The organism is Niallia taxi (assembly GCF_004005475.1).
Classification (GTDB): domain Bacteria; phylum Bacillota; class Bacilli; order Bacillales; family Cytobacillaceae; genus Niallia; species Niallia taxi.
The window spans coordinates 50,377-63,235 of the sequence record NZ_RZTZ01000021.1 but is presented as its reverse complement, the minus strand read 5'-3'; the positions used below and the strand labels follow the sequence as shown (position 1 = coordinate 63,235).

14 protein-coding genes and 1 rRNA gene are annotated in these 12,859 nt (G+C 38.0%); 4 read left to right on the top strand and 11 right to left on the bottom strand.

All coding sequences use genetic code 11. The annotated features are described in order from the left end of the window. Both EM808_RS26370 and EM808_RS26365 read right to left on the bottom strand, forming a co-directional pair. Positions 1-87 (bottom strand): 16S ribosomal RNA (locus EM808_RS26370); the annotation flags it as partial. A gap of 276 nt (positions 88-363) precedes the next feature. Further along, on the bottom strand, positions 364-597 hold the full coding sequence (locus EM808_RS26365; RefSeq protein ID WP_127742482.1) for a hypothetical protein: 234 nt from the start codon (positions 595-597) through the stop codon (positions 364-366). 206 nt (positions 598-803) lie between these two features. Here EM808_RS26365 and pdaB point away from each other — a divergent pair, with 206 nt between their 5' ends. After that, complete coding sequence (gene pdaB, locus EM808_RS26360) at positions 804-1,553, top strand: polysaccharide deacetylase family sporulation protein PdaB (protein ID WP_127742480.1); 750 nt, start codon at positions 804-806, stop codon at positions 1,551-1,553. 164 nt (positions 1,554-1,717) lie between these two features. Next, positions 1,718-2,290 carry a spore germination lipoprotein GerD gene (gene gerD, locus EM808_RS26355; RefSeq protein ID WP_127742478.1) on the top strand — a complete coding sequence of 191 codons (573 nt, stop codon included), beginning with the start codon at positions 1,718-1,720 and terminating at the stop codon, positions 2,288-2,290. A gap of 35 nt (positions 2,291-2,325) precedes the next feature. On the opposite strand, the gene EM808_RS26350 is transcribed toward gerD, so the two are convergent. The 3 genes from EM808_RS26350 to EM808_RS26340 all read right to left on the bottom strand — a co-directional run bounded on the left by EM808_RS26350 (position 2,326) and on the right by EM808_RS26340 (position 4,763). Next, the gene (locus tag EM808_RS26350; protein ID WP_182104445.1) at positions 2,326-3,369 is read right to left on the bottom strand and encodes an Mrp/NBP35 family ATP-binding protein; all 1,044 of its coding nucleotides are present in this window, start codon (positions 3,367-3,369) and stop codon (positions 2,326-2,328) included. 130 nt (positions 3,370-3,499) lie between these two features. Continuing rightward, a complete protein-coding gene (gene cwlD / locus EM808_RS26345) occupies positions 3,500-4,216 on the bottom strand; it encodes an N-acetylmuramoyl-L-alanine amidase CwlD (RefSeq protein WP_127742475.1) in 717 nt (238 codons plus the stop codon). 106 nt (positions 4,217-4,322) lie between these two features. Beyond that, complete coding sequence (locus EM808_RS26340) at positions 4,323-4,763, bottom strand: DUF2521 family protein (protein ID WP_127742473.1); 441 nt, start codon at positions 4,761-4,763, stop codon at positions 4,323-4,325. Positions 4,764-4,943: 180 nt separating this feature from the next. On the opposite strand from EM808_RS26340, the gene EM808_RS26335 reads away from it, so the two are divergent. Continuing rightward, positions 4,944-5,192 carry a sigma-G-dependent sporulation-specific acid-soluble spore protein CsgA gene (locus EM808_RS26335; protein WP_127742471.1) on the top strand — a complete coding sequence of 83 codons (249 nt, stop codon included), beginning with the start codon at positions 4,944-4,946 and terminating at the stop codon, positions 5,190-5,192. Between the two features lie 59 nt (positions 5,193-5,251). On the opposite strand, the gene EM808_RS26330 is transcribed toward EM808_RS26335, so the two are convergent. From EM808_RS26330 to EM808_RS26320, 3 genes are all read right to left on the bottom strand, one after another. Beyond that, positions 5,252-6,022: a TraR/DksA C4-type zinc finger protein gene (locus tag EM808_RS26330; protein WP_127742469.1), complete on the bottom strand. Its 771-nt coding sequence runs from the start codon at positions 6,020-6,022 to the stop codon at positions 5,252-5,254. A 121-nt stretch (positions 6,023-6,143) separates the two neighbouring features. Beyond that, complete coding sequence (locus EM808_RS26325) at positions 6,144-7,622, bottom strand: PH domain-containing protein (RefSeq protein ID WP_127742467.1); 1,479 nt, start codon at positions 7,620-7,622, stop codon at positions 6,144-6,146. Then, positions 7,622-8,116 (bottom strand): PH domain-containing protein, encoded by a 495-nt coding sequence (locus EM808_RS26320; RefSeq protein WP_127742465.1) that lies wholly within the window; start codon positions 8,114-8,116, stop codon positions 7,622-7,624. The genes EM808_RS26325 and EM808_RS26320 overlap by 1 nt, the downstream gene beginning before the upstream one ends. A 291-nt stretch (positions 8,117-8,407) precedes the next feature. On the opposite strand from EM808_RS26320, the gene EM808_RS26315 reads away from it, so the two are divergent. Next, entirely contained in the window at positions 8,408-10,945 is a 2,538-nt protein-coding gene (locus tag EM808_RS26315; protein WP_127742463.1) for a LamG-like jellyroll fold domain-containing protein, read from the top strand. 109 nt (positions 10,946-11,054) lie between these two features. Here the strand turns inward: EM808_RS26315 and rpsI are convergent, their stop codons facing one another. The 3 genes from rpsI to truA form a co-directional block, all read right to left on the bottom strand. After that, positions 11,055-11,447: a 30S ribosomal protein S9 gene (gene rpsI / locus EM808_RS26310; protein WP_127742461.1), complete on the bottom strand. Its 393-nt coding sequence runs from the start codon at positions 11,445-11,447 to the stop codon at positions 11,055-11,057. A gap of 21 nt (positions 11,448-11,468) precedes the next feature. After that, positions 11,469-11,906 (bottom strand): 50S ribosomal protein L13, encoded by a 438-nt coding sequence (gene rplM, locus EM808_RS26305; protein ID WP_127742459.1) that lies wholly within the window; start codon positions 11,904-11,906, stop codon positions 11,469-11,471. A gap of 208 nt (positions 11,907-12,114) precedes the next feature. Next, positions 12,115-12,852, bottom strand: coding sequence for a tRNA pseudouridine(38-40) synthase TruA (gene truA / locus EM808_RS26300; protein WP_127742457.1), 738 nt, complete (start codon positions 12,850-12,852; stop codon positions 12,115-12,117). Between the last annotated feature and the right edge of the window lie 7 nt (positions 12,853-12,859).

The following is a 12,859-nucleotide window of genomic DNA, read 5'->3' as shown; positions in this document are numbered from 1 at the left end:
AAAGCAAGCTTTTTAAGTCCGCTCGACTTGCATGTATTAGGCACGCCGCCAGCGTTCGTCCTGAGCCAGGATCAAACTCTCCGATAAAGAGTAAGATTAGCTCATTGCTAAACTCTAGCTTTTGTTATGTTACTTGTTTTTGTTTCTATAACGAAGTTATAAAAACGATTATTGTTGACGTTTGTTTGTTCAGTTTTCAAAGAGCAATTTATGTCACTCTCTCAAGCGACTTTATCAATTTAACATAATCAAAATTTAATGTCAAATGTTTTTTTAACTATTTATTTTTGATGTTTATGTCGAAGTGACGTTTATTAATATAGCAAGTTATCACATCTTCGTCAATAACATTTTTACTATTTTTCAAATTTTTTCATCCAAGTATTTATCGTCCTTAAGAATATAGTTCAAGCAGTCTTTCGGGGAAGCAATTCTTTTGAATAAGGAAAACAGTTCCTTATACCTTTCCACCATTGATTTTTTTACAAGTATATCTATTCTTTCGTCTCCTAAATCCATTAGTATCTCTTCTAATTCCCTTTTGATCATATATTCTATTTCTTTAACTTCCCTTTGACTCAATAATAGTCCTACCATATGGCTCCTCCTTGATGTACGTATATAAAAATGGACGCATTTTGTAAACCTCCTAACCAAGACGGCTTAGAAACTCTACTAAGAAGTGACTTTGTCTCAGTATTATTGCCATCTTATATTTTTTTATGAATAAACTTTTTTGTTATTTTCATTTCTGTCTCTGCATAGGATGAACCAAGCAGTAAATTGGACGAGGTGAGATTAGTATGAACAAATTTTATGTACTGAATGGAAAAAGAGTAAAGCAATTGACATTAATTCTTGTTGTATCTTTTTTTACCGCTTGGTTTTTGTATATGGAAAATATCGTACAAGTACCAGTGTTCTCATCCAAGGATGGACCCAAAGCAGTTTACAAAGGAGAAAAAGGGATTGCATTAACATTCAACATCGGATGGGGTGATGAAAAGGCTGAACCGATATTGGATATATTAAAAAAGGAAAAGGTGACCGCAACCTTTTTCTTAGCAGGATCTTGGGCAGAGCGACATCCTGATTTAATTGCAAGAATTTCGAAGGAAGGCCATGAAATTGGTATACTTGGCTATGATTATGTGGATTATTCAGAAGTAAAGGAAGAAAAGATAAACCAAGATGTTTCCAAAGCAAAAACAGCCTTTGAAAAACTGAAGGTCGAGAATATTTCCTTATTCAGAGCCCCAACAGGGCATTTTGATCAAAATGCGTTAACTATTACAAATCGGTACAAATATACTCTTGTACATTGGAGTATTGATTCAAAAGATTGGACAAATCCGGGAACAGACCAAATTATTAAAAATGTCTCACCAGCCAAAAAGGGAGATATTGTTCTACTCCATGCGTCCGATTCTGCCAAACAAACAGCTAACGCATTGCCTGAAGTAATTGACAATCTGAAAGGAAAAAACCTTAAGTTTGTCACCGTTACAGAAATGCTGTCAAATGCTGACTCCAGCTCCAAAGAAGTAAATTAATCATCCTACAGTAAAGGCCCTTTCGTTACGAATAAGGGTCTTTTTTCTTCTACCCCCCTCTTATCGCTTCAAAACTAACGCTTCAAACAATTTCGACGAATATTTTCTAAAAATAAAAGCATGCTAATGAACAGGGATAATTCCTTTTGAAAGGAGCAGCTGCAATGTTCAAAAAATACAGCATCGTTCTGCTTTTATCGCTTTCCATTTTGAGCGGCTGTTCAGCTGGAGAAACGGCACAACAGATGGATTATGATCAGACCAAAAAAATGGTAGTAGATATTCTAAAAACCGATGACGGAAAAAAAGCGATTCGTGATGTTATTGGGGATGAAGAAATTAAGGAAAATCTCGTAATGAATGAGGATGCGGTTACGAAAACCATTGAAAAGACTTTGGTTTCTGATAAAGCATCAAAATTTTGGACAGAGAAATTTAAAGATCCGGATTTTGCAGAAACAATGGCAAAAAGCATGAAAGCAGAGAACCAAAAGCTACTGAAAGACTTGATGAAGGACCCGGATTACAGAAAAATGATGGTGGAATTATTGCAGGATCCTGCAATAGAATCCGACTTGAAAAATGTGTTAAAAAGCACAGAATACCGGGAACATTTACTTGAGGTCATGCAGGAATCCATGGATACACCAGAATTCAAGAAGAAATTTCAAGAGATGCTTGATAAAGCCGCTAAAGAGGCAGCCTCTGGAATTGAAGTACAGACAATTCAACTCTAGTCCAAAAGCTAAAGCAGGGGAATCCCCCTGCTTTTTTATACATTATCTGCTTTTTCAATAACCTTTTTGGCTATATCCATATAAATACTGCCAATTCTATCTTGCTGTGAGTAAACAGAAGGAGCAAAATCATCCTTGTCCCAATCAGGCTGGCCAAGCGGCAGTTGACCTAAAACAGATGTTTGGAGATCCTCTGCTAGCTTCTTCCCTCCGCCTTTACCGAAGACATATTCCTTTTCACCAGTCAATTTACTCTCAAAATAAGACATATTTTCAATAACACCAAGTATCTCATGTTCCGTTTTTATTGCCATTGCTCCAGCTCTGGCAGCTACAAATGCGGCTGTTGGATGCGGAGTAGTAACAATTACTTCTTTACTGGAAGGCAGCATAGTATGTACATCTAAAGCAATATCACCAGTTCCAGGAGGCAAATCTAAAATCAGGTAATCTAATTCTCCCCACTCTACCTCCTGCAGGAAGCTTGTCAGCATTTTCCCTAGCATCGGTCCTCTCCAGATAATAGGAGCATTATCCTCAACAAAGAATCCCATAGAAATTACCTGAACTCCAAATCGGTCTACAGGAATAATTCTGTCATTTACCACTTCAGGTCTTTTGGTTATTCCCATCATATCAGGAACACTAAAGCCGTATATATCTGCATCAAGAAGACCTACCTTCTTGCCAAGTCTCGCCATAGAAACTGCCAAGTTAACAGAAACAGTCGATTTACCGACTCCGCCTTTACCACTAGCTACAGCTATATATGTGGGAAGCTTCTGGCTATTGGTATCGGTCTGTTCCGCTTGTATTTCTTGAACAAGCTGACTCGGAAGCTGCGCAAACCGCATTCCAACACTTTGTACTCCATTTTGCTTTAACATACCGACTATCTGCTGCTGCAATTCAATTTGTGCGGGAGACCCAATCTCTGCAACCGCCAGCTTAATGCTGACATGAGATTTTTCTTCATCCCACCTTAAATCTTTAATCGAATTTAATTCTAATAATGACTTATGTAAAAAAGGATCTGTTATCTGTTCTATCATGCGTTCAATAGCTTCTGCGTTTAAAATGACAATCCCCTCCCCTTTAATATTAGTATAACATAGAGAATGATAACCTTTGCATTTTTAAAATTCTGATATATATTTCCCGGGAATATTACGATATTACCTAAAAAAGAACAAGGAGAATTAGCCAATGCTATTCCCCTTTAATTGCATCCTCATTTGAAAAGTATCGATTGACACCTTTATAAACAGATGCAGCTATTTTATTTTGATAATCTACATTCATTAATTTCTGCTTTTCTGCAGGATTAGAAAGAAAACCTATCTCAACAAGAGCACCCGGTTTCTCTGCATACTTCAATATATAGACACTACTTAGCGGCTTTGCTTTTCTTGTTGTGTTTTCCAGGTTGTCTATTAGTTCAGCTTGAATAAATTTTGCCGCAACCTCGTTATCCTCTAGCTGTGGAGAAAAGAAAGTTTGTGCACCGCTCCACTTTGAGGAAGGAATTGCATTTAAATGGATGCTTAAAAACAAATCAGCATCAGATGAGTTAATAATATTCAATCTTTCCTTAAGGTCAGCTACCTTCCGGTTACGATATCCTTTTACATCATCTCCTGCTAAATCCTTATCTTCTTCTCTCGTCATGATGACCAATGCACCTTGTTCTTGAAGATAATCACGAATCTTAAGGGATACATTCAGAGCAATATCTTTCTCTAACACTTCCTCATCACCTGCTCCGCCATCTGGCCCTCCATGACCAGGATCAATGACAATTATTTTCCCAGTCAAAGGCAGATTCCAAGCATCCCATGAATCATCATCCGAGAAATCAAATTGCAAAATGAAAAATAGAAGGATAAGCCCCGCTGTAAATATACTGATTTTTAATTTCTTATTCACTGTCCTAGTCAATCCCTCCTGCCTGTCCTTATCCTAAATATATGGGACGAGAGGGGGGTTTAGAACAAGCCCGAAAAAAAATCAAGCGGTGCGCGACCGCCTGATTTTAATGTAGCCTGAGCTTTCTTCTTTTATTTGCTTTATGAAATCCTTCTAACCACCATGCATCAACGAATTGTTCACATAGATAGTACAAGGATTCGTTTTTGCTGCTTTCTTCACTACCCCAGTATAAAAGAAAATGAAATAAAGTATCCTTTAAATGTTTATCTTCTTCCAAACATCTATTTTTAATCGTGGGGATATCCTCTCCCCATTCATTGAATTTGCTAAAGTTTGCACCTAATAAAAAGGCTTCTATCGCCACATCAAAGCAAGCTTCCTCCATACCTTCGTTTATGATGACACTTTTCGTCAACTGAGAAGATCCAAAGTAATGAGCAACCTTCGCCTTTAAATCCTTTATAGAAAGCTCCTTAAGCACAGACCTTTCGTATTTAATTTGTTTTTCTCTTTTTTTCAAATCGAAGTCCATAATAACTGTCACTGCTTTCACCTCTTAAAAATAGTTTCGACTAAATCCAAAGGGAAATTCAAGGAGAGATGTGATTTCCATATCCAATTAATATGGATGTTTCTATAAATGGAAAATGTATGTTGCTATTAATAAAACTAGTAAAAATAAACCATAATAAAACTGAAAAAAATCCAAAGTATGAGGTGCAGGATGATTCAATCTATAGCATATGTAAGAGAAGTTCTATCACTATACACAGACCGTTCAGATACAGGAAAAAGCATTTACGGGAAAATGAAGAATGGTTACAAATCAGAAGAAGCTTTTGTTCGAGATTTAACAGAGGAAGAGATTAACTTCCTCAATCAAGTGCTGGCAGAAGAAATTCAGCACGCAGAAAATGAACAGGATTCCGAAAGAGTCCACCATTTAAACGACATTTACGAACTATTGTTTTAAACAAAAAAGGTCAGGCAGCGCACTAGATCTTAAGTCTAGTTATGTTGCCTGACCTTCCTTCAAAACCGTTCCTTATCATCTGCATCTTCCACATAAGGTTCATGTTCATATGCAGGTAAATCCCCAAAGCTCGTCATAATGCCCTCTTCATCTAAACTGTGCTCATATCTTTTATGCTGTGGATTCGGATATACAGTGATGTTTTTCCCCTCTATATCTACTCCAACAAAGTTCTCATACTCCTCGACATACCCAACGTTTTCGTAAGAATCAATAGAAAGATCATTATAGTGATCAACAGGATCGATAAAATCAGATGGAGTTTCTGAGGTCCCAAAGCTCTCAACATCCTGCCAGGAATCCTCTGCATCATAAGCTACATTTTCATCTTGTTCATCCATATCAAACTTTCCAAACGGCGGCATGAGCACACCCTCTTCAACTGGGCGCTCATGAGAGACAACCTTATCTGGAGTATGTTCTATACAGTATAAAGCCGTGGGAAGAGCCTCCAGACGTCCAAGAGGAATCTCCTTGCCGCATTCCACACATTTTCCGTATGTTCCATTCTGGATTGCCTTTAATGCATGAACCACACCTTCATACTCAAATCTATAATGTTCATTTAGAGCAATATCTTTTTCTCTCTCATATAATTCTGTTCCTTCATCACCTGGATGATTATCATAGCTCGAAAGCTCACCTACAGAATCATGCGCGTGGCTTCTAATTAAATTCAGGTGGTCATTTATGTCATATCTCTCTTCTATGTCTTGTTTATGTTCCTCTAACAGCGATTGAAAATCATTAAGTTGTTGTTTAGTCAGCATGAGATTTGTCCTTTCATTAAATCTTTTGCCTTATTAGTATGAACGAAAAAACCAAGAACATTGAAGGAAATATGTACTTGTATACACTTTGATTAATGGGGAACGATATAAAAAGATTTAATTATTGTTTCTCAATACGAATGTCTTTTCCCCTCTTCTTATACCAATAATAAAAGTCAACAGCCGCATCATAAGGGACATCCTTTATAGAAGTATGAACGATTGGCTTAGAGCGGTTAACAATCCCCATTTTTGCTAAACCAAACCGCCTTTGCCATCTGGACTGAGCCACTTCAACCTCAATTACTTTACTTCTCTTCGTAAGGAATAAGGAAGTTTCGAGGCTTCCTGTTCTCATCTGCATATATTCATCCTTTACAATATAACTGCTGTTTAAAAAGTCCAGTAAGCGCAATATATAAACGATCAGCAATACTGCAAAGGAGACATACCATAAGTTTTGTTTAAAGATAATAAGTCCTACTAATGCTGCAAGCCACAAAATACTTGGTCTTAACATTTTTGCCACAAGCGCAGTTTTCGGTAAGCTTGTCATGTTTGGGAGGATTTTATATTCAGGTAATAGTTCATGAACAATTTCATATGCCCTATTTACCGGTAAAAATGGGTATAAAGAATTTGTTTTCAAATCCTCTTCTCCTGTTTCACCTGCACTGACCAGTTTAACCTCAGCAAGTCGCAAGATTCTTTTCAGTGGTGATTGGATTACCTCAATAGCCTGAACCTTCTCTTTTAAGATGGAAAAAGCAACCTCGTCCACCAAACCCTTTCTAATATAAATCCTTTTACTGTCAGATAAAATCTGGTATTTACCATACCTCCAATAAGTAGTGATTACACCAAATGCAATTGCAATGAATGTAAAGATAACCAACGTAATAGCAATCAGCCACCAGTATCTCATGATGGCTTTCAGCCAATCCCCCATAATGCTTGTGACTGGCAACAGGTCTTCCATATTAGAATATATCGTAAACACAACAGGTATAAGTGCAAAAAAGCTTAATGATGTGAAGGATGCCTTCAATACATCTTTTTTAGATGCAATAAAATGAATCTCTCTTTCATTCTGTGTCTCCACTATAGAATCAGGATCCTTTTCCTCCTCGGAGGCTTCTGAAATTTCTTCATCATAAACAATTGATGCAATTGTCTCCAGCCAATCTGCTTCTTGTTTAGAAACAGCTGCTAATGCAATTGATCCATTATCGCCTGACTCTCCGGTCTCCATCGTAATGGAAGAAATATTGAATAGTTTATGGATAACAGTAGTACGCTTTTGAATATTTTGGATTTTACTTAAAGAGATTACCCGTTCTGATTTCTTTATGACACCAGATGAAATATGAATAGCCTCGTCTTTTACTGTATACCGGTAGAAACACCAATTGAAGAAGTTATAAACAATTGCCAAAAGAATGAACACGGCAAATAAATACTGTGAAGCTAGCCAAAGTTTGCTGTCTGTACCAAAATGAATAACGTAAAGAAAGAAAATGATTATAAAATTGGTTTTAATCAATGAAACGAAATCCAGCAGCATTTTTACCGGATGCAGCCTTGCTGTTCTTCCTTCCATTATTCCACTTCCTTAATCTTTGCATAATGAGCTATTTGGTTCCTTAGTTCTAGTGCTTCTTCTTCTGGGATAGCCGGAATTTGATGACTGCTTCCCATCGTACCAACAGAAATAGAATACAGCTGATATTTTCTTAAAAGCGGTCCTTGCACAAGTTCAACCGACTGCACCTTTGTCATCGGGATGAGTTGATGCTGTTTTTTCCATATTCCTGATTTTAACTGGATGAATTCTTCATCCACATCATAACGCCAATATTTCTGTTTTAACGACGGTTCAATAATAATTTCCCAGATTGCTGATAATACTGTTAAACCTATAAGGCCAAGAATAATCCAGCCAATCCAGTACGTCCACTCAAAATAATCATCTAAGTAATATAAAACACCAAGCACTACAAGTATCCCAACATTTATTATGGTCTCTGATATGCGCCAAACTTTCATTGCTTTTTCGGATATTCTTTTCTTCGGTTCCTCTATTTTAGAGTACATTACTCTAGCACCTCCTACTTATAGTTTTATTACGAATTATCCGCGGATTAGTTCCAGTTTTTAATAGAAATATGCAGTTTTTGTAAAAAAATAGGTCAATTGATTCTGTTCCACTAATATTGTTAACGTATGATAGATTATGAAAGCGTTTTTAAATTAAAGACGAAAGGAGGTTAATACGGTAAAATCCATTTTGGAGCCGCTCCCCATACATAGTACAACGCCTCAAAGAATTGGAGCTGTCCATTACAAGCACTATGGCTTCCATTTCAAAAAGAAGGAGTTATGTTCATGAAAAAAAGTAATTTGCGGCTTTTACTGACCGCCACTTTAGCTTTAGTACTAACTATTCCAAGCGCTGCATTTGCAGAAAAAACAAATCAAACAAACCTCGCCAGCGCAAAACCTGCAATTCCTGATTATCAAGACGTATCTGTCCATGATCCATCCATAGTAAAGGATGGAGATACTTACTATGTTTTCGGCTCACATATTGAAGCAGCGAAATCAGATGATTTGATCAAATGGGAAACCTTCACAAATGGTTATACAACTCCAAATAACAAGTTATATGGTGACTTATCAAAAAACTTAGCAGGCTCTTTTAAATGGGCTGGAGAAGATGATTCTGACAGCAAGGGCGGTTTCGCGGTATGGGCTCCTGATGTTTTTTGGAATAAAAACTATGTCAATAAAGATGGCAGCAAAGGTGCCTACATGATTTATTATAGTGCATCATCCACTTATATACGATCTGCAATCGGCTATGCTGTTTCACAAAACATTGAAGGTCCCTATGAATATGTTGATACAATTGTCTATTCTGGCTTTACAAAAGAAAGTGCAAAAGACGCTAATAGCAATGTCGACAAAAAGTGGGTCAACACAAACATCCAAGGCTTGATTAATTCCGGAAACTTGAAAAGTGAAAATGACAACTGGTTCAATTCAGACGGCTCCTATAACAATAATCTTTATCCTAATGCTATTGATGCTAATGTGTTCACAGCTGCTGACGGCAAACTTTGGATGACATATGGCTCTTGGTCTGGCGGTATCTACCTGCTAGAGATAGATAAGAAAACCGGAAAACCAATCTATCCTGAGAAAGATGGCAAAACAAAGGACGGCAGAATGATTGACCGCTACTTCGGCACAAAAATTGCTGGCGGCTTTTACAAATCTGGAGAGGGTCCATATATAGTCTATGATAAAAATACGAAATATTATTATCTATATGTGACATATGGCTGGTTAGGTGCTGATGGCGGTTATAATATGAGGCTGTTTCGTTCAAAAACACCAGATGGTCCATATGTAGATGCAAGCGGCCAATCTGCGGTTCTATCTGGAAATGTAGACAATTCACCCTATGGAAATAAGGTTATGGGAAATTTCCTGTTTGAACGAAGAATTGGAGATCCTGGCACTGGTATCGGAGTCGGCTACGTATCACCTGGACATAACTCTGCTTTCATTGATTCTGAAACAGGTCAGCATTTCTTAGTGTTCCATTCTCGCTTCCCTCAAACAGGTGAAATGCATGAAGTGCGTGTTCATCAAATGTTTATGAACAGTGAAGGCTGGCCTATTGCGGCACCATACCGCTATAGTGGGGAAAAGCTCGAAAAAGTAAATAGGCAAGCTTTAATTGGCCAATATCAGTTCGTTAATCATGGAAAAACCTATTCAGGCGATATCACTGAATCTGTATATATCGAGCTTACTAAAAACGGAAAAATAACAGGAGATGTGACTGGTACTTGGAAAAAGACAAGTCATAATGAAGCGGAAATAAAAATCGACGACAGTACCTACAACGGTGTGTTTGTCCGCCAATGGGATGAAGTATCCAAAAGCTATGTGATGGCATTTACAGCCATGTCAAACGAAGGAGTTACAATCTGGGGCAGCAAAATGGAAGATATGACAGACAAGGAAATCGTACAGGATGTTAAAACTGACCTAAATCTTGGCGATACAGCAAACGTAGTTTCTAATATATCCTTACCGACAGAGGGGACCCGTCATACAACTATCACATGGAAAACCTCTGATTCAGATGTCATCTCAGCAACGGGTGCCATAACACGTCCAGAGGCTGGCGCTGCAAGTAAAGATGCTACGTTGACCGCTACCATTACAAAAGGCAAGTTCACAACAACTAAAAACTTTGTCATTACTGTTTTGCCATATAAGGAAAATGGTTTGGCTGCACAATACTCCTTTGAAGGAAATTTAAATGACAGCAATGCACAATTCGACAGCGGTATTATAACAGGAAATAGAATTGATAATACAGGTGGGACTATTTCCTACGCAGATGGTGTAAACGGCGGGAAAGCAGCAAAATTTAATGGTGCTTCAGGCATACGATTGCCAAACGGATTAATATCAAGCGACAGCTACAGTGTTTCCCTCTGGATTAAACCAGAACAACTGACGCAATACACTACTACTTTCTTCGGTGCAAGAGACAGTAACAACTGGATAAGTCTGCTTCCATATGGCACAGGAAACGGCAGCACAGAAGTATGGTCAGGCAGCTCGACATGGTATGATGCATCAATCGGCAGCCAAATAAAAACGGGTGAATGGACTCACCTGGCTTTTACAGTAGATAAAGATGCTATTTTCGTGTACGTTAACGGAATAGAAAAGTATAAAGGCACAGGTTTCCCAAATATATTCACGACAGCAAATGCAAGCTTCAGTCTTGGTGTAAACTGGTGGGACGCACCATTTAAAGGTTCCATGGATGAATTGAAAATTTATAATGGTTTACTTACAGCGGAAGAAGTAAGCAAGCTTGCCCAGGAAAACAAGTAAGTTTTAGAAACCCCGTATGTCCTACATATGGGGCTGCTTATTAACATATAAGATTGAAGAAAAAAAAGACTCTCAAGCAATAAGCTTGAGAGTCTTTTGAAACGTAAAATTAACGTTTTGAGAACTGAGGTGCACGACGAGCGCCTTTAAGACCGTATTTTTTACGTTCTTTCATACGAGCGTCACGAGTTAACAATCCAGCACGTTTAAGTGTTGGACGGTACTCAGGATCTACTTGAAGTAAAGCACGAGCGATACCATGACGGATAGCTCCAGCTTGACCAGTGTATCCTCCACCGCTAACGTTTACTAGGATATTGTAGCTTCCAGTAGTTTCAGTAGCTACTAATGGTTGTTTTACAACTTCACGTAAAGCTGCAAAAGGAATGTAGTTTTCAATTTCACGACCATTGATGATGATTTGACCGTCGCCTGGTACTAAACGTACACGTGCAACGGAACTTTTACGACGACCAGTACCGATATATTGAACCTGTGCCATTTTTTTTACCTCCCTTATTAATTATCCGCGAAGTTCGTAAACTTCTGGTTGTTGTGCTTGGTGCGGATGCTCGCTACCAGCGTATACATGTAATTTTTTGAACATTTGACGACCAAGAGAATTCTTTGGAAGCATGCCTTTGATAGCAAGCTCAAGCATTTTCTCAGCGTAGTTTGTACGCATTTCTAAAGCAGTTCTTTGCTTTAGTCCACCTGGATGCATTGTGTGACGGTAGTAAATTTTATCAGTCAATTTTTTACCAGTCAATTCGATTTTTGAAGCATTTAAAAGAATAACATGATCACCAGTGTCCACATGTGGTGTGAAAGTTGGTTTATGTTTTCCACGTAGGATTGATGCTACTTCACTAGCAAGACGACCTAAAGTTTTGCCTTCAGCATCAATCACGTACCATTTACGGTCAACAGTGTTTGAATTAGCCATGAACGTTGTACGCATGAGTTTCCCTCCTGAATGTTTAAGTTTTTAATTTTTTTGTTGTTTTAATGATTTACGTCTATATGTTCACACAATTAAGTTTCCGGGGCTTAATGTGGGTTTATAATACATACCATATTATGATATATGCTAGAGTGCCATATGTCAAGAAAATGTTACACCAGGTTTAGTTGTTATGAAAATTTCTTTTCATCTTGATATTTTCTACTTAATAGTAGACCTTCCATAAATACAATCCGTTTGCAGAAGCAGTCTTTCCTGCCGCTTTACGGTCTTTTTTCGCTAGAATTGCATTAATGGATTCTGGCTTTCGTTTGCCTCTGCCTACGTCCAACAGTGTTCCGATAATAATACGCACCATATTATAAAGGAAACCATTACCTTTAAAACTAAAAATAAGCATATCATCCTCTTCCACTAGTTCCATTGACGTAATAGTCCTTACCTTATCTTCCTTGTCCGTCTTCATGGAGCAAAAGCTGGTGAAGTCATGTTCTCCAATAAAATATCCAGTAGCTTCACGAATTGCCTCGATATCCAATTTATATGGATAATAATAGGCATGGTTACGCTTGAACGGATCCCTTCTTTCAGAGAGATGGATAAAATAACGGTATTCCTTGCCCGTTACATTGTATCTTGCATGGAAGTCCATATTTACTGGTTCAATGGTGGAAAATACAATATCATGGGGCAGCAGTGCATTTACTGCAAGCTCCCACTTTCCAGCAGGTATATCCAGATCTGAATCAAAATGGATGACCTGTCCTTTTGCATGGACGCCTGCATCTGTACGGCCTGACGCTTGAATCTTTATCTCACTGCCTTTATGGAGCTTTTTTAAAGCTTTTTCTATTTCTCCTTGAACAGTACGGTCTCTTGGCTGAAGCTGAAAACCACAATATTCGGTGCCATCGTAGCTGACTATCCCTTTATATCTTTGCATCACTTTT